This is a genomic window from Pseudomonas sp. PS02303 (assembly GCF_029959925.1).
Taxonomy (GTDB): domain Bacteria; phylum Pseudomonadota; class Gammaproteobacteria; order Pseudomonadales; family Pseudomonadaceae; genus Aquipseudomonas; species Aquipseudomonas mandelii.
Genome location: NZ_JASCOM010000096.1, coordinates 1 through 22,077 on the forward strand (window position 1 = coordinate 1; position 22,077 = coordinate 22,077).

The 22,077-nt window shown below is 58.0% G+C and carries 19 protein-coding genes and 4 tRNA genes; 16 read left to right on the top strand and 7 right to left on the bottom strand.

What is annotated here, in order from left to right; genetic code table 11:
* Positions 1-76 precede the first annotated feature (76 nt).
* Positions 77-271 carry a hypothetical protein gene (locus QMX98_RS19710; RefSeq protein WP_010458691.1) on the bottom strand — a complete coding sequence of 65 codons (195 nt, stop codon included), beginning with the start codon at positions 269-271 and terminating at the stop codon, positions 77-79.
* 196 nt (positions 272-467) lie between these two features.
* On the opposite strand from QMX98_RS19710, the gene QMX98_RS19715 reads away from it, so the two are divergent.
* From QMX98_RS19715 to QMX98_RS19725, 3 genes are all read left to right on the top strand, one after another.
* A complete protein-coding gene (locus tag QMX98_RS19715; RefSeq protein ID WP_145309547.1) occupies positions 468-1,142 on the top strand; it encodes a peptidase C39 family protein in 675 nt (224 codons plus the stop codon).
* A gap of 94 nt (positions 1,143-1,236) precedes the next feature.
* Entirely contained in the window at positions 1,237-1,443 is a 207-nt protein-coding gene (locus tag QMX98_RS19720; RefSeq protein WP_010458694.1) for a DUF6021 family protein, read from the top strand.
* A gap of 17 nt (positions 1,444-1,460) precedes the next feature.
* Entirely contained in the window at positions 1,461-1,676 is a 216-nt protein-coding gene (locus QMX98_RS19725) for a hypothetical protein (protein ID WP_010458697.1), read from the top strand.
* Positions 1,677-1,731: 55 nt separating this feature from the next.
* Here QMX98_RS19725 and pbpG read toward each other — a convergent pair whose 3' ends face one another.
* A complete protein-coding gene (pbpG, locus tag QMX98_RS19730; protein WP_010458699.1) occupies positions 1,732-2,670 on the bottom strand; it encodes a D-alanyl-D-alanine endopeptidase in 939 nt (312 codons plus the stop codon).
* Positions 2,671-2,907: 237 nt separating this feature from the next.
* Positions 2,908-3,762, bottom strand: a complete 855-nt coding sequence (gene folD, locus QMX98_RS19735; protein WP_010458702.1) for a bifunctional methylenetetrahydrofolate dehydrogenase/methenyltetrahydrofolate cyclohydrolase FolD — start codon at positions 3,760-3,762, stop codon at positions 2,908-2,910.
* Between the two features lie 275 nt (positions 3,763-4,037).
* Between folD and QMX98_RS19740 the strand changes: the two genes are divergently transcribed.
* From QMX98_RS19740 to QMX98_RS19790, 11 genes are all read left to right on the top strand, one after another.
* A tRNA-Arg gene (locus tag QMX98_RS19740) sits at positions 4,038-4,114 on the top strand.
* A 32-nt stretch (positions 4,115-4,146) separates the two neighbouring features.
* Positions 4,147-4,222 (top strand) — tRNA-His (locus QMX98_RS19745).
* Between the two features lie 56 nt (positions 4,223-4,278).
* Positions 4,279-4,363 (top strand) — tRNA-Leu (locus tag QMX98_RS19750).
* A gap of 78 nt (positions 4,364-4,441) precedes the next feature.
* Positions 4,442-4,517 (top strand) — tRNA-His (locus tag QMX98_RS19755).
* A 401-nt stretch (positions 4,518-4,918) separates the two neighbouring features.
* Entirely contained in the window at positions 4,919-6,229 is a 1,311-nt protein-coding gene (gene tig / locus QMX98_RS19760) for a trigger factor (RefSeq protein ID WP_010458704.1), read from the top strand.
* A 93-nt stretch (positions 6,230-6,322) separates the two neighbouring features.
* Entirely contained in the window at positions 6,323-6,958 is a 636-nt protein-coding gene (gene clpP, locus QMX98_RS19765; RefSeq protein ID WP_010458706.1) for an ATP-dependent Clp endopeptidase proteolytic subunit ClpP, read from the top strand.
* A 112-nt stretch (positions 6,959-7,070) separates the two neighbouring features.
* Positions 7,071-8,354: an ATP-dependent Clp protease ATP-binding subunit ClpX gene (gene clpX / locus QMX98_RS19770; RefSeq protein ID WP_007946893.1), complete on the top strand. Its 1,284-nt coding sequence runs from the start codon at positions 7,071-7,073 to the stop codon at positions 8,352-8,354.
* Positions 8,355-8,516: 162 nt separating this feature from the next.
* Positions 8,517-10,913, top strand: a complete 2,397-nt coding sequence (gene lon, locus QMX98_RS19775) for an endopeptidase La (protein WP_010458711.1) — start codon at positions 8,517-8,519, stop codon at positions 10,911-10,913.
* A 147-nt stretch (positions 10,914-11,060) separates the two neighbouring features.
* Positions 11,061-11,333: an HU family DNA-binding protein gene (locus QMX98_RS19780; RefSeq protein WP_002552737.1), complete on the top strand. Its 273-nt coding sequence runs from the start codon at positions 11,061-11,063 to the stop codon at positions 11,331-11,333.
* Between the two features lie 233 nt (positions 11,334-11,566).
* Positions 11,567-13,438, top strand: a complete 1,872-nt coding sequence (locus tag QMX98_RS19785; protein WP_077749741.1) for a SurA N-terminal domain-containing protein — start codon at positions 11,567-11,569, stop codon at positions 13,436-13,438.
* Positions 13,439-13,667: 229 nt separating this feature from the next.
* Entirely contained in the window at positions 13,668-14,504 is an 837-nt protein-coding gene (locus QMX98_RS19790) for a DUF2242 domain-containing protein (RefSeq protein ID WP_010458715.1), read from the top strand.
* 345 nt (positions 14,505-14,849) lie between these two features.
* Here QMX98_RS19790 and QMX98_RS19795 read toward each other — a convergent pair whose 3' ends face one another.
* Positions 14,850-15,890: an AraC family transcriptional regulator gene (locus QMX98_RS19795; RefSeq protein ID WP_010458719.1), complete on the bottom strand. Its 1,041-nt coding sequence runs from the start codon at positions 15,888-15,890 to the stop codon at positions 14,850-14,852.
* Positions 15,891-15,893: 3 nt separating this feature from the next.
* Complete coding sequence (locus QMX98_RS19800; protein ID WP_083377195.1) at positions 15,894-17,024, bottom strand: nitrilase-related carbon-nitrogen hydrolase; 1,131 nt, start codon at positions 17,022-17,024, stop codon at positions 15,894-15,896.
* Between the two features lie 208 nt (positions 17,025-17,232).
* Between QMX98_RS19800 and QMX98_RS19805 the strand changes: the two genes are divergently transcribed.
* On the top strand, positions 17,233-19,272 hold the full coding sequence (locus QMX98_RS19805) for an NADPH-dependent 2,4-dienoyl-CoA reductase (protein WP_282411283.1): 2,040 nt from the start codon (positions 17,233-17,235) through the stop codon (positions 19,270-19,272).
* Between the two features lie 190 nt (positions 19,273-19,462).
* The gene (locus QMX98_RS19810) at positions 19,463-20,380 is read left to right on the top strand and encodes a pyridoxal-phosphate dependent enzyme (RefSeq protein ID WP_282411284.1); all 918 of its coding nucleotides are present in this window, start codon (positions 19,463-19,465) and stop codon (positions 20,378-20,380) included.
* 37 nt (positions 20,381-20,417) lie between these two features.
* On the opposite strand, the gene QMX98_RS19815 is transcribed toward QMX98_RS19810, so the two are convergent.
* Together QMX98_RS19815 and phnX are read right to left on the bottom strand one after the other, a co-directional pair.
* Positions 20,418-20,966, bottom strand: coding sequence for a cytochrome b (locus QMX98_RS19815; RefSeq protein WP_077749745.1), 549 nt, complete (start codon positions 20,964-20,966; stop codon positions 20,418-20,420).
* A 189-nt stretch (positions 20,967-21,155) separates the two neighbouring features.
* Entirely contained in the window at positions 21,156-21,983 is an 828-nt protein-coding gene (gene phnX, locus QMX98_RS19820; protein ID WP_145309552.1) for a phosphonoacetaldehyde hydrolase, read from the bottom strand.
* Positions 21,984-22,077: the final 94 nt, after the last annotated feature.

Consider the following 22,077-nt stretch of genomic DNA (forward strand, 5'->3'; position numbering starts at 1 on the left):
AACCCGCGCAAAAACAAAACGGCCGCCTGCGCGCGAAAGAGCCCTGGCGGCCGTTTTTGTTGGCGAATCCGAAGGGTCAGTGCGCGGTCGCGTGGTGGACCGGTGGTTTATCGGTCTTCGCCAAAGGCGCCGATTGAACGGGGTGGTGATGGTGCCGACGGGTAATCCGCAAAACGCCCCACAGCATGGCGGCGGCCACGGCCAGCCAGCCGGAAATCAACATCACGATTGTCATTGTCAGGCTCATCAGTGCCTCCTCTTTGCCCTGCATCGGGCACACACTCTTTGCAAATGACAGTCTAGTCGCTGCTGTGTTTCAGGCTATTGACCAAAGGTCGGCTGTCATCAACCAGTTCGCTCTATTGAATGCACTCAACTGTAGGTTAAGGCTATACCGCCACCGCGTGGCGTCCTATGATCGACGGCCAAGCCGGGAGCGTATTGACTGGCGTCTGAACAAGAGAGTGATGATCGTGCGGGTATTTTCTCGAATTCGAGCGGCGGCGCTGATTGTCGGCTGCGTTGCAGGTTTGGCCGGATGCGCGGGGACTGTGGCGCCGGAGATCAAGCGGTTGCCCGAGCGGGTAGAACTCAGTGGCACGTTCTACCGTGGCCAGGACTATCAGAGCGGACCACAAGTATTGGCCAGCATGCTGGCACAGCAGGGCATCGTGATTACGCCCGGGTTGCTGCAAAAACCCCTGCACTTGCCCGGCGCCGAAGCACAACTGCAACAGAATATGCAAAACCTGGCGCGTGAGTACGGGATGGTGGTGTATCCCCTCGACGCCCATTTGCCGGCGCTGTTGACCCAGGTCGCGGCCGGTTATCCGGTGATGGTGCGCTTCACTGAAGGCTCGGCGCTCTGGGCTGAGCCGCGTTACGCCATTCTCGCCGGATACAATCGCCAAAAGCAGACGGTGTTGCTGCGTGCCGGGATGAATCGCCGGAACTTGATGAGCTTCAGTTCGTTTGAGTCCTCTTTCAAGGATGCTGGCGGCTGGGCCGTATTGATTCAGAAACCCAATCAGATCCCTGCCAACGTTGATCAGCAGCGCTGGCTGAAGGCGGCGAGCGATCTTGGCCAGGCCGGTCAGGAACAGGCTGCTGCCCGCGCGAAGAAGGCGTTGACCGCACAATAAGCTTCCGTTCGTCATGTACCCGGCACCGTCGGGCATGCCTGGCCTCTAAAGGACAAGACCCGGTTTCTCCGGGCCAGATCCCAGGAGGCGCCCCATGGCACATTCCAATACCCCCGACGGCCCGCATTCATCCGAACATTCTTCGGGCGACGAATTGGGATTCGACCCCGATTCGCCGGACCTCGCCGATCCTCAGGTCGATCCCATCGGTCCTGCCAAGGCGCCGAGGGATGTAAAGCCGGGCGACAATCCCAAGGCTCCGGCGAAGCCTTACGACCCACTCGCTGATCTGAAACCCTAACCCTTGGTGAGGTGCGTATGTCTACTGATTCGAGTTTCAACGACAAACGTCCGGACAGTGTTCCAACGACCCCTGAAGAGGGTGTTGATCCGGTGATGGATCCGAACGATCCGTTAAGGGATCCGTTGGCCCGTCCGATGGTGGTCCCGACGGAGCATCCCCATGGCATGAAAGATCCAAGCGCCGGGGATGGCATTCCGGATGACGATCAGATGCCGCTGCCCAACGATTAACGCCAGACGAAAAAAAGCCCCGAATGATCGGGGCTTTGTTTTTTCTGTCGCTGACTTATTTCGAGGCTTCGACCACACCGCTCTGGCGGTGCTTGAGGTTCTTGTCCGACTTGTACTGCAAGGCTACCGACGGCACGTCTGCGCCTTTGCCGGTTTCCACCCAGCTGCGGATGCGGGCGGCATCGGCAAAATGCGTGTACTTGCCGAAGGCGTCGAGAATCACCAGCGCCACCTGGCGATTGCCCATGCTAGTCACCAACACCAGGCAGTGACCGGCTTCGTTGGTGAACCCGGTTTTGGTCAGTTTGATGTCCCAGTTTGGCTTGCGGACCAAATGGTCGGTGTTACGGAAACCCAGGCTGTAGTTGGGTTTGCGGAACGTGACGGTTTTTTCCTTGGTGGTGCTCAACTCGGTCAATAACGGGTATTTGTGTGCGGCGATCAGCAATTTGCTCAGGTCGCGGGCAGTAGAGACGTTACGCGGGGAGAGGCCCGTCGGCTCGACGAAGTGGGTGCTGGTCATGCCCAGCGCCTTTGCCTTGGCGTTCATCGCGGCAATGAATGCGACGTAGCCACCCGGATAGTGATGAGCCAGGCTCGCCGCCGCACGGTTTTCCGAGGACATCAGGGCGATCAGCAGCATTTCCCTGCGTGGCAATTCGCTTTTGAGTTTGACCCGGGAAAACACGCCTTTCATTTCTGGCGTGTCGCTGATGTTGATATTGATGTACTCGTCCATGTTCTGCCTGGCTTCGACCACAACCAGACCGGTCATCAATTTGCTGACCGAGGCGATAGGGACAACCACATCGGGGTTGCTGGCATAGATGACTTTGTTGGTCTGCATATCCAGCAGCAAAGAGCTGCCGGAAGCGAGCTTGAGTTGTTTCGTGTCTCGGGGGGCTGCGGTGGTCTCCGCGGCGCTGGCGATTGGCGTGATGAACGTCCCTGTAAATACAAAAAATAGGCTCAGGATGGAAAGACGGATTTTCACGCTGGCGGACTCATAAGGTGTTGATAAGCCGTTATGTAACGGGTTATTTCGTAAAAAGCGCGACATTCTGGAGTATGGCTGAATAACTGTCGATGGTTGTTCAAGGAGGAGGTGAAAGTCATTGGGAACGTGAAAAAAAAGTCATTTTCCGGCGGATGGTCGATCTTTCACCCCAGGCAAAAAGAACCCCGCCATTGGCGGGGTTCTTTTGTTCATCGCTTATGTCGAAGCGGGCACTCAGCTGTGCAGTGTTTCTGCCGCGTACAGCGTGTTTTCCAGCAGGCAGGCACGCGTCATCGGGCCGACACCGCCCGGTACCGGCGTGATCCAGCCAGCGCGGGGCAGGGCGGTTTCGTAGATGACGTCACCGACCAGTTTGCCGTCTTCCTGGCGGTTGATGCCGACGTCGATCACGATCGCGCCTTCCTTGATCCACTCACCTTTGACCAGGCCCGGTTTGCCGGCGGCGACGACAACCAGGTCGGCACGGCCGACGTGGCCGGCCAGATCCTTGGTGAAGCGGTGGGTGACGGTCACGGTGCAACCGGCGAGCAGCAATTCCATCGCCATCGGACGGCCAACGATGTTGGAGGCTCCGACGACCACCGCGTCCATCCCGTAAAGGTCGACACCGGTGCTTTCCAGCAAGGTCATGATGCCTTTGGGGGTGCACGGACGCAGCAACGGGATGCGCTGGGCCAGGCGGCCGACGTTATAAGGATGGAAACCGTCGACGTCTTTATCTGGACGAATGCGCTCCAGCAATTTGGAGGCATCCAGGTGCTCAGGTAAAGGAAGCTGAAGCAGAACGCCGTCAATTGCCGGATCGTCGTTCAGGCGATCGATCAGGTCGGTCAGTGCTTCTTGAGTGGTTTCGGAAGGCAGGTCGTAGGCTTGGGAAATGAAGCCGACCTCTTCACAGTCTTTACGCTTGTGCGAGACATAAACCTGAGAGGCGGGATCGCTGCCGACCAGGATCACCGCGAGGCCCGGGGTGCGCAGGCCTTGCTCGCGACGCTCGGTGACTCGTTTGGCGATCTGCTGGCGCAGGCTGGCGGCGATCGATTTGCCGTCGATTAGTTGTGCAGTCATTGCGCGTGATTAACCATCGAGAGGGGAAAAAAAGAGAACGCATTCTCGCATGTCATGAGGTGAGGGCAAAGGCGCTTGGTCTGCAAATTCCTCTAAGCCCTTTAATTAAATGAATTTTTTATAAAAAGCATTTGACGGCCTTCGGGGCGCTCTATACTATTCGTCGCACTTGTCGGGCACAGCCTAGCACTGGATGAGAAGGTCAAGCGGAATTACGGTTCTGCGAGACTGGAAAGCTCTTAGTTTGTAGTCCTCCAAGAGTACAGATTAATAAGGCGCCCGTAGCTCAGCTGGATAGAGCATCCGCCTTCTAAGCGGATGGTCGCAGGTTCGAGTCCTGCCGGGTGCGCCATTAGGCAGCTTTGGCACAAGTAGCGCGATATGGTGGGCGTAGCTCAGTTGGTAGAGCACGGGATTGTGACTCCCGTTGTCGAGGGTTCGATCCCCTTCGTCCACCCCATATTTCAAAAGGCGCCAGATTAACAGTCTGGCGCCTTTGCTTTAACAGCTTCAAACGCGGATGTGGTGGAATTGGTAGACACACTGGATTTAGGTTCCAGCGCCGCAAGGTGTAAGAGTTCGAGTCTCTTCATCCGCACCAAATAAAGCTTCACTCAAGCCGGTTGGCCTGGTTGGGGCGCAGCAAGGGAGTTGATTGGCTTCTTTGCAAGGCAATATGGTGGGCGTAGCTCAGTTGGTAGAGCACGGGATTGTGACTCCCGTTGTCGAGGGTTCGATCCCCTTCGTCCACCCCATATTTCGAGAGGCGCCAGATTTAACAGTCTGGCGCCTTTTTTGTTTTAGCGGTTCGAGTGTCAAGCGGCTGCATGTCCTGGGTCGCAGGGGTGGGGTGTTTCGTCGTATTTATGTTTCTCGATGATGCCGCGCCGCCCGCCGGCTTGCTCGCAAGACCGGCTGTCAGGGAGATGATTGGCAACTTCTTCTATATATAGAAGGATTGGTGCAGAGCCCTGGCGTGACTGGCTGTATTTGCTAACAGGGCGAGGCACAACCGTTTGTCCCCGCCTATAAATTGCCTGCTGCTTTTTTACCCGTTTTCAGTAGGGTGACTTCTTGAGTTTGACCCACTAGAATGCATGCCCTTGATTCTGGGGTCGGAAACGGCCGGCTAACGTCTGTGCAACGAGGAATATCCATGCAAGTTTCTGTTGAAAATACTTCTGCTCTTGAGCGCCGCATGAGCATCACCGTGCCGGCTGAGCGCATCGAGACTCAGGTCAACAAGCGTCTGCAGCAGACTGCCCAAAAGGCCAAGATTGCTGGCTTCCGTCCAGGCAAAGTGCCAATGAGCGAAATCAAGCGCCGTTTCGGTGCTGATGCGCGTCAGGAAGCTGTAGGCGATGTGATCCAGTCTTCGTTCTACGAAGCTGTTGTCGAGCAAAAGCTGAACCCGGCTGGCGCTCCTTCGATCGAGCCTAAATCGATGGAAGCTGGCAAAGATCTGGAATACGTTGCAGTTTTCGAAGTGTTCCCTGAGTTCACCGTTGCTGGCTTCGACGGCATCACCGTAGAGCGCCTGAGCGCTGACGTGGCTGACGCCGATCTGGACAAGATGCTGGACGTGCTGCGCAAGCAGAACACCCGTTTCGAAGTGGCTGAGCGCGCCGCTCAGAACGAAGACCAACTGAACATCGATTTCGTTGGCAAGGTTGACGGTGAAGTGTTCGCTGGCGGTTCTGCCAAGGGTACTCAGCTGGTGCTGGGTTCCGGCCGCATGATCCCTGGTTTCGAAGACGGCCTGGTTGGCGCTAAAGCCGGCGAAGAGCGCGTGCTGAACCTGACCTTCCCAGAGGACTATCAGAACCTCGACCTGGCTGGCAAAACCGCTGAGTTCACCGTGACCGTGAACACTGTTTCCGAGCCGAAACTGCCAGAACTGAACGAAGAATTCTTCGCTCAATTCGGCATCAAGGAAACGGGCCTGGAAGGCTTCCGCACCGAAGTTCGCAAGAACATGGAGCGTGAACTGCGTCAGGCGATCAAATCCAAGGTCAAGAATCAGGTAATGGACGGTCTGCTGGCCACCAACCCGATCGAAGTGCCTAAGGCGCTGCTGTCCAACGAAGTTGACCGTCTGCGCGTGCAGGCTGTTCAGCAGTTCGGCGGCAACATCAAGCCTGACCAACTGCCGGCCGAGCTGTTCGAAGAACAAGCCAAGCGCCGTGTTGTTCTGGGTCTGATCGTGGCTGAAGTGGTCAAGCAATTCGACCTCAAGCCTGACGAAGCCCGCGTTCGTGAAATGATTCAGGAAATGGCTTCGGCCTACCAAGAGCCTGAGCAGGTTGTGTCCTGGTACTACAAGAACGACCAGCAACTGAACGAAGTTCGTTCGGTTGTGCTGGAAGAACAAGTTGTGGATACTGTTCTGCAGAAAGCTAGCGTGACCGACAAATCGGTCTCTTACGAAGAAGCAGTCAAGCCGGTAGAAGCTCCACAAGCCGACTGATCGTTTTTGCGGTAAGAAGCACACACCATAAGCCAGCCTTCGTGCTGGCTTATGCGTATTCAAGACATAACTATTTGGGAGTGACTGCAGAGCATGTTCCGTAATTCGTATATTCAGCAGAACTCTGATATCCAGGCCGCTGGCGGCCTGGTCCCGATGGTTGTCGAGCAGTCTGCTCGTGGCGAGCGCGCCTATGACATCTACTCGCGCCTTCTCAAGGAACGAGTGATTTTTCTGGTTGGCCCGGTAGAGGACTACATGGCCAACCTGATTTGTGCGCAATTGCTGTTCCTTGAAGCGGAAAACCCGGACAAGGACATCCATCTCTATATCAACTCCCCGGGCGGTTCGGTGACAGCGGGCATGTCGATCTATGACACCATGCAGTTCATCAAACCCAATGTATCGACCACCTGTATTGGTCAAGCCTGCAGCATGGGCGCCTTCCTTTTGACGGCCGGTGCCGCCGGCAAGCGTTATTGCCTGCCGAATTCGCGCGTGATGATTCACCAGCCACTGGGCGGTTTCCAAGGCCAGGCTTCGGATATCGAAATCCATGCCAAGGAAATCCTCTTCATTCGTGAGCGTCTCAACACGCTGATGGCCAAGCACAGCGGCCACACACTTGAAGAAATCGAGCGCGATACCAACCGCGATAACTTCATGAGTGCAGAAGCCGCGCGTGAGTACGGGTTGATCGATGAAGTGATCAACCAGCGCCCCGCTTAAATTAAGCAGCTCAAAATAGGGTGGGTCGGCTGGTCCGATCACCGGCGGGCTTGAAAAAGCCCGCAATAGCCTTCATCTTGTGTTGCAAGCCTATCGGATTTGGATCGAACGAATGACTGACACCCGCAACGGCGAGGACAACGGCAAGCTGCTCTATTGCTCCTTCTGTGGCAAAAGCCAGCATGAAGTACGCAAATTGATTGCCGGCCCCTCGGTCTTTATCTGCGACGAGTGCGTCGACCTGTGCAATGACATCATCCGAGAGGAGGTGCAGGAAGCCCAGGCCGAAAGCAGCGCGCATAAATTGCCTTCGCCTAAAGAAATCAGCGGCATCCTTGATCAGTACGTGATTGGTCAGGAGCGTGCGAAAAAGGTTCTGGCCGTAGCGGTGTACAACCACTACAAGCGTCTGAACCAGCGCGACAAAAAGAATGACGACGTCGAACTTGGCAAAAGCAACATCTTGCTGATCGGCCCGACAGGCTCGGGTAAAACCCTGCTTGCCGAAACACTGGCCCGCTTGCTGAACGTTCCGTTCACCATCGCCGATGCAACCACCCTCACCGAGGCGGGTTACGTGGGTGAAGATGTCGAGAACATCATTCAGAAGCTGTTGCAGAAGTGCGATTACGACGTGGAAAAAGCCCAGATGGGCATTGTCTACATCGACGAAATCGACAAGATCTCGCGCAAGTCTGACAACCCGTCGATCACCCGGGACGTTTCCGGTGAAGGCGTGCAGCAGGCCCTGCTCAAGTTGATCGAAGGCACGGTCGCTTCCGTTCCGCCGCAAGGTGGTCGCAAGCATCCGCAGCAGGAATTCCTTCAGGTCGACACCCGTAACATCCTGTTCATCTGCGGTGGTGCGTTCTCCGGTCTGGAAAAGGTTATTCAAAACCGTTCCACCAAGGGCGGCATCGGTTTCAACGCGGAAGTTCGCAGCAAGGAAGAGGGCAAGAAGGTGGGTGAATCCCTGCGTGAAGTCGAGCCTGACGATCTGGTCAAGTTCGGTCTGATCCCGGAGTTCGTCGGTCGTCTGCCGGTCCTTGCCACGCTGGACGAGCTTGATGAGGCTGCGTTAATGCAGATTCTCACCGAGCCGAAAAATGCTTTGACCAAGCAGTATGCCAAGCTGTTCGAGATGGAAGGTGTAGACCTGGAATTCCGGGCCGACGCGCTGAAATCGGTCGCCAAACGTGCCCTGGAACGCAAGACCGGTGCCCGTGGGCTGCGTTCGATTCTCGAAGGTGTATTGCTCGACACGATGTATGAAATCCCCTCGCAGTCCGAGGTGAGTAAAGTAGTGATCGACGAAAGCGTTATAGAAGGCAAGTCCAAGCCACTGTATATCTACGAAAACAGTGAGCCGGCTGCCAAGGCTGCGCCAGACGCTTAAGCGTCCGGCAGCTGGAACAAAGAAGGGGCCTTCGGGCCCCTTTTCTTTTAAAGCGTTTTTAACACCCTCTTTGCGCTTGTTTTTTTTCAAAGCAGCCCCCATCTTGGTTTCAAGCTTACTTCCATCTGTTTACGGCCATATGGCCGCCGTAGAGGCGAAATCATGAAGACAACCATCGAATTGCCTCTCCTGCCATTGCGTGATGTTGTGGTTTATCCGCACATGGTTATCCCGCTGTTCGTGGGGCGCGAGAAATCCATCGAAGCCCTCGAGGCTGCGATGACGGGCGACAAGCAGATTCTTCTGCTGGCTCAGAGAAACCCTGCTGACGACGATCCCGGTGAAGATGCACTTTATCGCGTAGGCACCATTGCGACCGTTCTGCAGCTGCTCAAGCTGCCTGACGGCACGGTCAAGGTTCTGGTCGAAGGCGAGCAGCGGGGCGCCGTGGAGCGCTTCAGCGAAGTGGACGGCCACTGCCGTGCCGAAGTCTCGCTGATCGACGAAGTCGACGCGCCTGAGCGCGAGTCGGAAGTGTTCGTCCGCAGCCTTTTGGCTCAGTTCGAACAATATGTGCAGCTGGGCAAGAAAGTCCCGGCTGAAGTCCTCTCGTCGCTCAACAGCATCGACGAGCCGGGTCGCCTGGTCGACACCATGGCCGCTCACATGGCCCTGAAGATCGAGCAGAAGCAGGAAATCCTCGAAATCATCGATTTGTCGGCCCGGGTCGAGCACGTTCTGGCGTTGCTGGATGCCGAGATCGATCTGCTGCAAGTCGAAAAACGCATTCGCGGTCGCGTCAAGAAACAAATGGAGCGCAGCCAGCGCGAGTACTACCTGAATGAGCAGATGAAGGCCATTCAGAAAGAGCTCGGCGACAGCGACGAAGGCCACAACGAAATCGAAGAGCTGAAAAAGCGCATCGATGCCGCGGGCCTGCCCAAAGATGCCTTGGCCAAGGCCCAGGGTGAACTGAACAAGTTGAAACAAATGTCGCCAATGTCCGCGGAAGCGACCGTGGTGCGTTCGTACATCGACTGGCTGGTTCAGGTGCCGTGGAAGGCCCAGAGCAAAGTGCGCCTGGACCTTGCGCGCGCAGAAGACATTCTTGATGCAGACCACTACGGTCTGGAAGAAGTCAAAGAGCGGATCCTCGAATACCTCGCCGTGCAAAAGCGCGTGAAGAAAATTCGTGGGCCGGTGTTGTGCCTGGTCGGTCCTCCAGGGGTGGGTAAAACCTCTCTGGCAGAGTCGATCGCCCACGCCACCAACCGCAAATTTGTCCGTATGGCCCTCGGTGGCGTACGTGACGAAGCGGAAATTCGTGGTCATCGCCGGACTTACATCGGTTCGATGCCAGGAAGATTGATTCAAAAGATGACGAAGGTGGGCGTCCGCAACCCGCTGTTCCTGCTCGATGAAATCGACAAAATGGGCAGCGACATGCGTGGCGATCCGGCGTCGGCGTTGCTGGAAGTGCTCGATCCGGAGCAGAACCACAACTTCAACGATCACTATCTGGAAGTCGACTACGACTTGTCCGATGTGATGTTCCTGTGCACCTCGAACTCCATGAATATTCCGCCGGCGCTGCTCGACCGGATGGAAGTGATTCGTCTGCCTGGCTACACCGAAGACGAAAAGATCAACATCGCCGTCAAATACCTCTCGCCCAAGCAGATTACTGCCAACGGCTTGAAGAAAGGCGAGCTGGAATTCGACGCCGAAGCGATCCGCGACATCATCCGCTACTACACCCGCGAAGCCGGTGTGCGTGGGCTGGAACGCCAGATTGCGAAGGTTTGCCGCAAGGCGGTCAAAGAGCACGCACTGGAAAAACGCTTCTCGGTGAAGGTCACTGCCGAGATGCTGGAACACTTCCTGGGTGTGCGCAAATTCCGCTACGGTCTGGCTGAGTCGCAGGATCAGATCGGTCAGGTCACCGGTCTGGCATGGACTCAGGTGGGTGGTGAATTGCTGACCATCGAAGCTGCTGTCGTGCCGGGTAAAGGCCAGCTGATCAAGACCGGTTCGCTGGGCGATGTGATGGTCGAATCGATCACGGCCGCGCTGACCGTTGTGCGCAGCCGTGCGAAGAGCCTGGGGATTCCCCTGGACTTCCACGAGAAGCGCGACACGCACATCCACATGCCGGAAGGGGCGACCCCGAAAGACGGCCCTAGCGCCGGCGTAGGCATGTGCACGGCCCTGGTGTCGGCATTGACCGGGATTCCAGTACGTGCGGATGTTGCCATGACAGGCGAAATCACCTTGCGTGGCCAGGTGTTGGCGATTGGCGGATTGAAGGAAAAACTGCTGGCTGCTCACCGTGGCGGGATCAAGACCGTGATCATTCCTGAAGAGAACGTGCGCGATCTGAAGGAAATTCCTGACAATATCAAGCAAGATCTGCAGATTAAACCGGTTAAATGGATTGACGAGGTCCTGCAAATTGCGCTGCAATACGCGCCGGAGCCGCTGCCAGATGTGGTTCCAGAGATAGTTGCAAAGGATGAAAAACGCGAGTCTGACTCTAAGGAAAGAATTAGCACGCATTAGTACGCATTTGCCTGAGTGGCTTGTTGACAGCTTTTTAGAGCCCTTGTTATAAAGCGGCTCTTAAGTGTCTGTAGGCCATTCAGCACTCGTTTTTGCTTTCACCAAAAAACTTAGAATCATACTCAAATAGATATAAGGGGACTTAGAGTGAACAAGTCGGAACTGATTGATGCTATCGCTGCATCCGCTGATATCCCGAAAGCTGCTGCTGGCCGTGCGCTGGACGCTGTAATCGAATCCGTCACTGGCGCTCTCAAGGCTGGCGACTCTGTTGTTCTGGTTGGTTTCGGTACCTTCTCCGTTACCGATCGTCCAGCTCGCATTGGTCGTAACCCACAGACCGGTAAGACGCTGGAAATCGCAGCAGCCAAAAAACCAGGTTTCAAAGCCGGTAAAGCACTGAAAGAAGCTGTCAACTAAGTTCGTTTCAGGTTTTTGCCTATCCGGGTCGGGGTCATGCCTGACCTGGCAGCGGAGCGGTAGTCCAGTCGGCAAGTTGCCGGTCCGAGACGCCGAGGGTCGCAAGTTCGAACCCTTGGTCCGCTCCGCCAGTTACGAGAAGGCGCATCCTCGGATGCGCCTTTCTTCTATCCGGATTCTACCCACGCTCCACGGTTGCCTAATTTTGAAGTTCAACCGTTTCTGGGGGACGCATGCTGCAGAATATCAGGGACAATTCACAAGGCTGGATTGCCAAGACCATTATCGGGGTCATCGTTGCACTGATGGCTTTGACCGGTTTCGACGCCATTTTTCAGGCCACCACCAGTCGTAATGATGCGGCCAAGGTTAACGGCGAAGAAATCAGCCAGAACGAGCTGAGCCAGGCGGTCGATATGCAACGCCGTCAGCTGATGCAACAGCTGGGCAAGGATTTCGACGCTTCCTTGCTCGACGAAAAAATGCTGCGCGAATCGGCTCTCAAAGGCTTGATCGACCGCAAACTGCTGCTGCAAGGCGCAGAAGAATCGAAATTCGCTTTCTCCGAAGCGGCCTTGGACCAAGTGATCCTGCAAACACCTGAGTTTCAGGTGGATGGCAAGTTCAGTGCTGAGCGCTTCGATCAGGTGATTCGTCAACTGGGCTACAGCCGCATGCAATTCCGCCAGATGCTGGCTCAGGAAATGCTGATCGGTCAGCTGCGCGCTGGCCTGGCGGGTAGCGGTTTCGTCACCGACGCACAGGTTCTGGCCTTCGCCCGTCTGGAAAAACAGACCCGCGATTTCGCTTCCCTGAACGTCAAGGTTGACCCGGCAGCGGTGAAGCTGACCGACGATGAGGTCAAGGCCTACTACGACGAACATGCCAAGGAATTCATGACGCCGGATCAGGTTGTCATCGATTACCTGGAATTGAAGAAGTCTTCCTTCTTCGATCAGGTCAGCGTCAAGGACGAAGACCTGCAAGCGGCGTATCAGAAAGAAATCGCGAACCTGTCCGAGCAACGCCGGGCTGCGCACATTCTGATCGAAGTGAACGATAAAGTGACCGAGGCGCAAGCCAAGGCCAAGATCGAAGACATTCAGGCGCGTCTGGCCAAAGGCGAGAAATTCGAGGCGCTGGCCAAGGAATTCTCCCAGGACCCGGGTTCGGCGAACAACGGCGGTGACTTGGGCTACGCAGGCCCTGGTGTATACGACCCTGCATTTGAAACCGCGCTGTATGCGTTGGCCAAGGATCAAGTGTCGGCACCGATTCGCACTGACTTCGGTTTCCACCTGATCAAACTGTTGGGCGTTGAAGCACCGGAAGTGCCGACGCTGGCCAGCCTGAAAGACAAGCTGACCCGTGAGCTGAAAACCCAGCAGGTCGAGCAGCGTTTTGTCGAGGCGACCAAGCAACTGGAAGACTCTTCGTTCGAGTCCTCCGATCTGGCCCAGCCGGCGCAAGACCTGAAGCTGACTGTCCACACCTCCAAGCCGTTTGGCCGCGAGGGTGGCGAAGGTGTGGCGGCTAACCGTGCCGTGATCACCGCGGCGTTCAGTCCTGAAGTGCTGGATGAAGGTGCCAACAGCACCGCCATCGAGCTGGACCCGGAAACCGTGATCGTGCTGCGCGCCAAGGAACACTTGAAGCCTGCGCAACTGCCGCTGGAAAGCGTCAATGCCAGCATTCGTGCGCAGTTGGCCAAGGAGCACGCCAGTGCTGCCGCCAAGACCAAGGCTGATGAGTTGATCGCCAGCCTGCGCGATGGCAAGACTCCGCTGGACAAGGCGATTGACGGTCAGAACTGGAAAGTGACTGAAGCGGCAACTCGCGCTCAGGAAGGGATTGACCCAACCGTGCTGCAAGCGCTGTTCCGCATGCCAAAACCTGTCGCCAAGGACAAGCCGACCTACAGCAGCGTGACCCTGACGGATGGTAGCCTGGTGATCGTGCGCCTGAACGGCGTGAACGAAGCCGCCGCGCCGACCGAAGAAGAGAAGGTCCAGTACCGTCGCTTCCTCGCCTCGCGCATTGGCCAGCAGGACTTTGCGGCCTACCGCAAACAGCTGGAAAGCCAGGCCGAGATCAAGCGTTTCTGATGCTTGACTGAGTTGCCCGTTCCACAAAGACCCCGGCCGAAAGGCCGGGGTTTTTTATGTGTGCGATCCAGACCGCGACTTCCGAGGGGCCCTTCGGTCACTCAGACGGGACTTTTTCCCATAGCTGACAGTCAGTAGCCTTGTAAATGTTTTAAGACACTAATCGATGCTCCGCTAAGCATCGATCTGTTGCACAATACGCCCCGGACCGTTTCCCTCAGGATGTTCAATGTTTAAATCAATTCCCATGCGTGTTGCCGGGCTGGCGTTGTTGCTGGCCGCCGCTGCCGGCTGCTCGTCGAAGAAAGCCCCCATCTACGAGCATGAGAACTTCGATGACTCCGGGACGTTTTCGCGCAATTACCCGGTGACGGATGCGCAGACCTGCGAAGCCGCCCGTCGGGCGTTGCTGAGCCAGGGCTATATCATCACCAGCGCCGACCCGAAGCTGGTCAGCGGACACAAAAGCTTCCAGCAGACCGGCGAGACCCACATGGAGATCAGCTTCAGTGTGGTGTGTGCCGATGATGGCAGTGAGGGCCATCATGCGACCATGTTCGCCAACGCCCTGCAGGACCGTTATGCGCTGAAGAAAACCAATAACTCCGCCAGTGTGGGCGTGGGTGTGTTGGGTTCGGTGTCGATGCCGATCGGTTCCTCCGACGATTCGATGGTCAAGGTTGCCAGCGAAACCGTCTCGTCGGCCAAGTTCTACGAGCGTTTCTTTGCGCTGGTGGAGTTGTTCCTGCCGCCGGAAGCGAAAAAGGCTGCACACATCCCCGAGAAACCCAAGACCGACCTGGGCATGCCGGAAGCCAAGGCTGCTCCGGCGCCTTTGGCCCCAACGCCGGCACCTGCTGCGGAGCCTGCGCCAGTGCCTGCGGTTGAACCTGCTCCAGCCCCCGCGGCCTCGGAACCCGTCGCACCACCGCCTGAAACAGCGCCGATCACCCCGGTTGAAAACCCGGAGCCGGTTCCGTCCCCGGAAACCGTTACGCCACCGCCGCAATCCAGCCTGCCGCCACCGAGCGAGCCTATTTCGGCCATGCCGGCTGCCAGCCAGTAATCGATGTACATTTCGGGATCGTGTCAGATGGCACCGTTCCCGAAATGGCTGTTAGTTTGATCCGCGTCAACCAGGCTGCAGTCCTACAGCCTTTATCGAAAAAATCCTGTGATAAATTCCTGACCGCCTGCTACGTTTTATAAGTAGCCGCTGAGCGGTGCGCCCGCGTCATTTTTCTTTCACGCGGGCACTTTATGCTCGGGGCGTTGGTCATTTATTCAGGCATTTTTAAACGAGCGGTAGGGGGATTTCACAATGGACGATTATCAAGAAGAGCTGCTCGAGTATCAGGCATTTGAACTGGACCCATTGGAGCCAGCGGAAGACGCTACAGAGCTTTAAGCATCACGCGGATTGGCGATGGCTGCGGCGAAACTCGCCGGGTGTCTGGCCGTTCCAGCGTTTGAAGGCGCGTTGGAAAGCTTCGGCTGAGGCAAAACCCAGCAGGTAGGCGATTTCACCGAACGCCAGTTCCGTGTCGCGAATGTAGGTCATGGCCAGGTCGCGGCGCGTGTCATTGAGAATGGCGCGAAATTGCGTGCCTTCCTCGGCGAGTTTGCGACGCAAGGTCCAGGTCGGCAGCTTCAGGCGTGCCGCCACTTCTTCCAGGTCGGGTTCCCGGCCACCATTGAGCAATGGCCCCAGCAACTGAGTGATGCGTTCACGCAGGCTGCGGGTGCGTGTCAGTTGCTCCAGTTCCCGCTCACAGAGTTGCAGCAAGTGTCGCCAGGTACTCGGGCAGTGCTCCGGGTTGCGCTGGGCGAGGCTGGCCAGGCTCAGGCGCAGTTGATTCTGTTCGGCGCCGAACTGAATCGGACAATCGCCCAGCGCGGCATATGCTTCACGATAATCCGGTTCGGCAAACTCAATCTCGATCCGTTCGGCGCGAAGCGGGGCAGGGCTCACGCTGGACAATTGCTGCAACCACCCGGCGATGATCGAATCCACCACGAAGCGGTTGTAGGCGTTGTAGGGACTGATGGAATAGAACCGCAGCCACGCGCCCTGAGCGTCTTCATGAAAGCTCGATTGACCACGGTAGTTGGAGCCATACAGGGCTTCAAAACGAATCAGGCAGCGCGCCGCTTCGCGAACCGTCGGCGCCTGGGCGGCGGTGACTCCGGCCAGGCCGGCCTGACTCAGACGACTGAGCTGGCCCATGCGCAAACCCAGCGCCGGGTTATCGGTCAGTTGAATGGCTCCGTGGCCCAGGCGCATGTAGCGCGGGATCGACAGCCGGGCCCCCGCTTCGGCCAGGCGCGCGGCATCGAGGCCGTATTGCTCAAGCAACGGTTGCGGGTCCACACCGTGGCTGCGCACGGCGTCGGCCAGGCTGTGTACAAAGCCCACCGACAGATCCCCAAGGCGCATCGGCAGCGGTTTCATGGGTTACAACCAGAGGTTCAGCAAACGCGCGCCACGGGCGTTGCCGTCGGCGAACTGCTGCCCGTTGTTGCTGAGAAAACTTTGACCCGCGCTGCCCTTGTCCCAGAATTGACCGCGCAGGAACACGCTCATGCCGGCAATGGCCCGGCTGCTGGGCGGCTGGCCGGTCAATGTCAGACGATGCCAGGCCTGGCCTTCACTGAGTTCACCGGCCTTGAGGCTGACCGAGCTGGGCGTCGACAGCCCCTTGTAACCCCGCCACGGTTTGTCCCAGGTGTCGCGGCCAACGACATACGCCGGAACAGCCACCAAATGGGCGCCCTGAGCGTCAAGTTTGCGGTAGTTGTCCGGGTACCAGCTGTCGCTGCCGATCAGTACGCCCAAGCGTCCAGCCGGTGTGTCGACAACGTTGAGCGTATGCTCGCCATTGGCCTGGATGACGTCATGGTCAGCAAAGACCGGATGCATCTGGCGTTGCGGCTGGCCGATCGGCACACCGTCGCGACCGAACACCACGCTGCTGTTGTACAACGCACCGCGGCCGACTTTCAGTGTTCCGTCGATGATGCTCGGTTCGGGCAGCACGATAGTGCCGGCCACCAGGGTCACGTTGAACGCCTTCGCCAGCCCCCCGAACAGTGCCTGATAATCCTTGGCCATGCTTTTGGCCTTCATCCGCAAGTGAGCGTCATCGAGACGACTGTCGCCCTTGGCGCTGATCAACGCACGGACGAACTGCACAGGATTGCTCACCGCCAGCCAGTTCATGGCTTCCTCAAGTGTGGTCGCCTGGTACAGCTCATCTTTCTCGCCGCTGACCATCAGCCAGGTGCCGATATGTTCGGGCAGCACGACGATGGTCTTTTCATTGAGCAAGCCTTGGTCCTGGGCCTGCTGCAAATAGGCGGCGAGCTTGCGGTGCAGGCGTTCGGGGCTTTGATAGTCGGTGGGAAACAGCTCGGGCTGGATACCCAGCAGATTGCCGCGATCGGCGGGTGTGCCTTGATCGACCGCGAGTTGGATGCGCAGGTCCGACAGGTAATGACCCACCGGACGGTCCGCGGCCCACATGGCGTAGGTCGTGAGGGCGGCAATCAATGCCATGGAGAAAGTCAGGTACAGAAGTTTGCGCATGGAAAACAGTCTACAGCCGTGTGCAGGGTTCGCGACTAGGGTAGGGCCCATGCCGACGCTTGCCAAGGGGCGCTGCACATTTGGATCAATAAGTTGTCAGTTTCGGTCATTGAGTGACGGGGGCGCGACTCTTAGTCTGTCCAACATGACTGACGGGGGCCGAAGAGCTCCTGCATTTTTTCCGTGATCGCTCGATGTGGAGTTACAAATGGCCGCCGCTCATTACCCGCACCTGTTGGCCCCGCTGGACCTGGGTTTCACCACGCTGCGCAACCGCACCCTGATGGGTTCGATGCACACCGGTCTTGAGGAAAAGCCTGGTGGTTTCGAACGCATGGCGGCGTACTTCGCCGAGCGTGCTCGCGGCGGTGTCGGCCTGATGGTCACCGGCGGCATTGGTCCGAACGATGAGGGCGGGGTGTATTCCGGCGCGGCCAAACTGACCACCGAGGAAGAAGCGCTCAAGCACCAGATCGTGACCCGTGCAGTGCACGAGGCGGGCGGCAAGATCTGCATGCAGATCCTCCACGCCGGTCGTTATGCCTACAGCCCGAAACAGGTCGCGCCGAGTGCCATTCAGGCGCCGATCAACCCGTTCAAGCCTAAAGAGCTGGACGAGGAAGGTATCGAGAAGCAGATCAGCGATTTCGTCACGTGCTCGACCCTGGCGCAAAAAGCCGAGTACGACGGCGTCGAGATCATGGGGTCGGAAGGTTATTTCATTAACCAGTTCCTCGCCGCCCACACCAACCACCGCACCGACCGTTGGGGGGGCAGCTACGAAAACCGTATGCGCCTGCCGGTGGAAATCGTCCGCCGTGTACGCGAAGCGGTCGGCCCGAACTTCATCATCATCTTCCGCCTGTCGATGCTCGACCTGGTGGAAGGCGGCAGCAGCTGGGAAGAGATCGTGACCCTGGCCAAAGCCATCGAGCAGGCCGGCGCGACCATCATCAACACCGGCATCGGCTGGCACGAAGCGCGGATTCCGACCATCGCCACCAAAGTGCCGCGTGCGGCGTTCAGCAAAGTCACGGCCAAGCTGCGTGGTTCGGTGAGCATTCCGTTGATCACCACCAACCGCATCAATACGCCAGAAGTGGCCGAGCAGATTCTGGCCGAAGGCGATGCCGACATGGTGTCCATGGCGCGGCCGTTCCTCGCCGACCCGGACTTCGTCAACAAGGCGGCCGCTGGCCGTGGCGACGAAATCAACACCTGCATCGGTTGCAACCAGGCATGCCTGGATCATACCTTCGGCGGCAAGTTGACCAGCTGCCTGGTGAACCCCCGTGCTTGCCATGAAACCGAGCTTAACTACCTGCCCGTGCAGCAGATCAAGAAAATCGCCGTGGTGGGTGCCGGTCCTGCGGGCCTGTCCGCGGCCACGGTGGCGGCCGAGCGTGGGCACTCGGTGACGCTGTTTGATTCGGCCAGCGAGATTGGCGGTCAGTTCAACATTGCCAAGCGTGTGCCGGGCAAGGAAGAGTTCTTCGAAACCCTGCGCTATTTCAACCGCAAACTGCAAACTACCAACGTCGAGGTGTGCCTGAACACCCGTGTCGACGTGGCGAAACTGGTTGAGGGCGGTTACGACGAAATCATCCTGGCCACCGGCATCGCCCCAAGAACCCCGGCGATTCCCGGCGTTGAAAACGCCAAGGTGCTGAGCTACCTGGACGTGATTCTCGAGCGTAAACCGGTGGGCAAGCGTGTCGCGGTAATTGGCGCAGGCGGTATCGGTTTCGACGTGTCGGAATTCCTGGTTCACCAAGGCGTTTCCACCAGTCTGGACCGCGATGCGTTCTGGAAGGAGTGGGGCATCGACACGCATCTTGAAGCGCGCGGCGGTGTTGCCGGCATCAAGGCTGAACCCCATGCGCCGGCTCGCGAGGTGTTCCTGCTGCAACGCAAGAAATCCAAGGTCGGCGACGGCCTGGGCAAAACCACGGGCTGGATTCATCGCACCGGTCTGAAGAACAAGCAGGTGCAGATGCTCAACAGCGTCGAATACTTGAAGATTGATGATGAAGGCCTGCACATCCGCATCGGCGAAACCGGTGAGCCGCAGGTGCTGCCGGTGGACAACATCGTGATCTGCGCCGGGCAGGATCCGCTGCGTGAATTGCAGGAGGGTCTGGTGGCTGCCGGGCAGAACGTGCATTTGATTGGTGGCGCGGACGTGGCGGCGGAGTTGGATGCCAAGCGCGCGATCAATCAGGGGGCGCGGTTGGCTGCTGAGTTGTAAGCAACTCAATCCCTGTGGCGAGGGAGCTTGCTCCCGTTGGAGTCCGAAGGACTCCCTCTATCAGCGATCGTGGTGTGTCAGGTTAATCACTGTCACCAGTTTTGCGGCCGCTGCGCAGCCGAGCGGGAGCAAGCTCCCTCGCCACACATTGGCTGCTAAGATGCCGACTCTTCACCCAGAGCCGGCATTGATGCTTCTCCCTCCCAACGACTGGCTACCCCAAGCCCCGCTCCAGCCCCTTGACCTCGACTGGCTCACCACGGCCAGCATCGAAGTCGCCATCCTGCGTCTCGACCGGATCGACCCACTGATCAGCGGCAACAAGTGGTTCAAACTCATCGAACACCTCAACGCCGCTGACCGGATCGGCGCCCAAGGCATCATCAGCCTCGGCGGTGCCCACTCCAATCATCTGCATGCACTGGCAGCTGCCGGCAAACGTTTCGATTTCAAAACGGTCGGCCTGCTGCGCGGTCATCCGCTGGAAACACCGACGGTGAAAGACTTGCAAGCGTTCGGCATGCAGTTGCACTGGTTGGGTTATGGCGGTTATCGAGCGCGGCATGAAGCGGGTTTCTGGCTGCCCTGGCAGGTGCAATATCCCGACCTGTATCCGGTGCCTGAAGGCGGCGGCGGTCTTCGGGGGGCGCGGGGTTGCAGGCAGTTGAAGGCGATGGTCCTCGATCAACTCGGCGACCTGGGCTGGAGCGATTACGACGGTTGGTGGCTGGCTTGCGGAACCGGCACGACCCTGGCCGGCCTGACGCTGGCGGAGGCGGGCGAACACCCGGTGTATGGCGCGCTCGCGGTGCCCGACGATCATGGTGTGGCACAGCAGGTTGAATCGATTGTCCGAGAGGCGGGTAGTCATGACGTGGCTTACGAACTGTTCGATGCCAGCCGTGGTGGCTTTGCCAAAGTCGATCCTCTGCTGCTCAGTTTCATCGACCAGGCGGAACAGGCTTCGGGAGTTCCCCTCGAACCGCTGTACACCGGCAAGGCGCTGCTGATGCTCAAGCAGCAAGTCGAGGCTGGAACATTTGAAAAGGGCACACGGCTGATCTTCGTCCACACGGGCGGATTGCAGGGCTGCCGGGGGGCAGCTTGAAAACCTGAAACCCCCTCGCCACAGGGATCAGTGTTTTTCACCCGCGCTTGGGCATCATCCGCAGCAGCGTGTTATCGCGCACCACATAGTGGTGATAAATCCCCGCCGCCGCGTGCAGGCCGATCAGCCAATAGCCGATGGTGCCGCCGAGTTCATGCCATTCCTCGATTTGCTTGGCCAGCGTCTTGTCCTCCGGGATCAGCAGCGGTAGGTCAACGCCATAAAACATCACCTGATGCCCCTTGGCGCTGGTCACCAGCCAACCGAGTATCGGCATCGCGATCATGAAAATGTACAGCGCCCAATGCATCAGTCTGGCCAGCACGGTCTGCCAGCGGGGCGAGGCCGGGAAGATCTGTGGTGCCGGGCCCAGGCTGCGCGCGAACAACCGCAGCCAAACCAATACGAACACCGTCAAGCCGAGCATGAAGTGCGATTCGGTGATCAGCGTCCGGCCACCGCTGCCTTTGGGAAAGATCCCGCGAAATTCGATACAGGCGTAAACCAGCGCCAGCAGGACCAGCATCAACCAATGCAGCGAGATCGATACAGTGCTGTAGCGTGATTCGGAGTTCTTCCAGGGCATACAGTGTTCCTCACAGGTCTGGTCAAAAAGCCCACCGTTCTTGTTCGACGGTGTTTTTTAACTGTAAACCGCTTTGGTCGATTTGCCTGTGGCTGTTTGGGCATTCAATGCTCTGGCTCAAGTGATCGGCCAAAAAAAGCGCCAGTTCCGAAACGGAGCTGGCGCTTTTTTATGAATCAGTAAACGTTATCAACTGCTTTGTGGCATCTCACCCTTGGCCAGACGCTTGTTGATGTCGGCGATCACTTGCGGCAAGTCGGTGATGGTGTCGATCATGTAGTGCGGCCGCGAACCTTCGAACATCGCGTGGATGCGTTTGCGTTCACTGTCGAGTTGCTCGCTGCCCAAGGCGCGGAAACCTTTGTAATCCAGCCCCAGCGCGTTACCGGAGCAGATCAGCGCCACGGTCCACATGCCGGCGCGACGTCCTTCGAGAATACCCGGCACGGTGTCATCGATCTTCACGCAGGCCGCGACGTCGTCGATGCCCAGCGCAATCACGTTGGCCAAGGCCTGTGCCGGCCATGGACGGCCGTTAGGCACTTCGTCGGTGGCGACCACGTGATCGGCCACGTAACCGTTGGTGGCGGCCAGTTCGACCACCTTGTCCATGACCTGTTTCGGGTAGCCGGAGCAGGAGCCGATCTTGATCCCTTGCTGACGCAGGTTGGCGATGGTGTCGAGTGCACCCGGAATCAGCGCCGAGTGCTCGGCGATTTTCTCGATCTGCAGCGGCATGAAACGCTTGTAGATGGCGGTGACATCATCGTCGGTCGGGGTGCGGCCGAACACGGTGCGATAACGCTCGGCAACTTCCGGCTGATCACACAGGGTGCGAATGTGGTCCCACTTGCCCATGCCCATCGGCCCGCGGGCTTCTTCGATGGAGACCTGGACGTCGAACTCGGCGAAGGCTTCGACAAAAATCTGCGTCGGCGCGAACGAGCCGAAGTCGACCACGGTGCCGGCCCAGTCGAGGATGGCGGCCTGGAGTTTGGTTGGGTTGTTGTAGTTCATGTGTTGTGTCCCTTGTAGGAGCGAGGCTTGCCCGCGAAGAACGATAATTCGGTGTGTTCGAAGAACCGCGTCGTCTGCATTCGCGGGCAAGCCT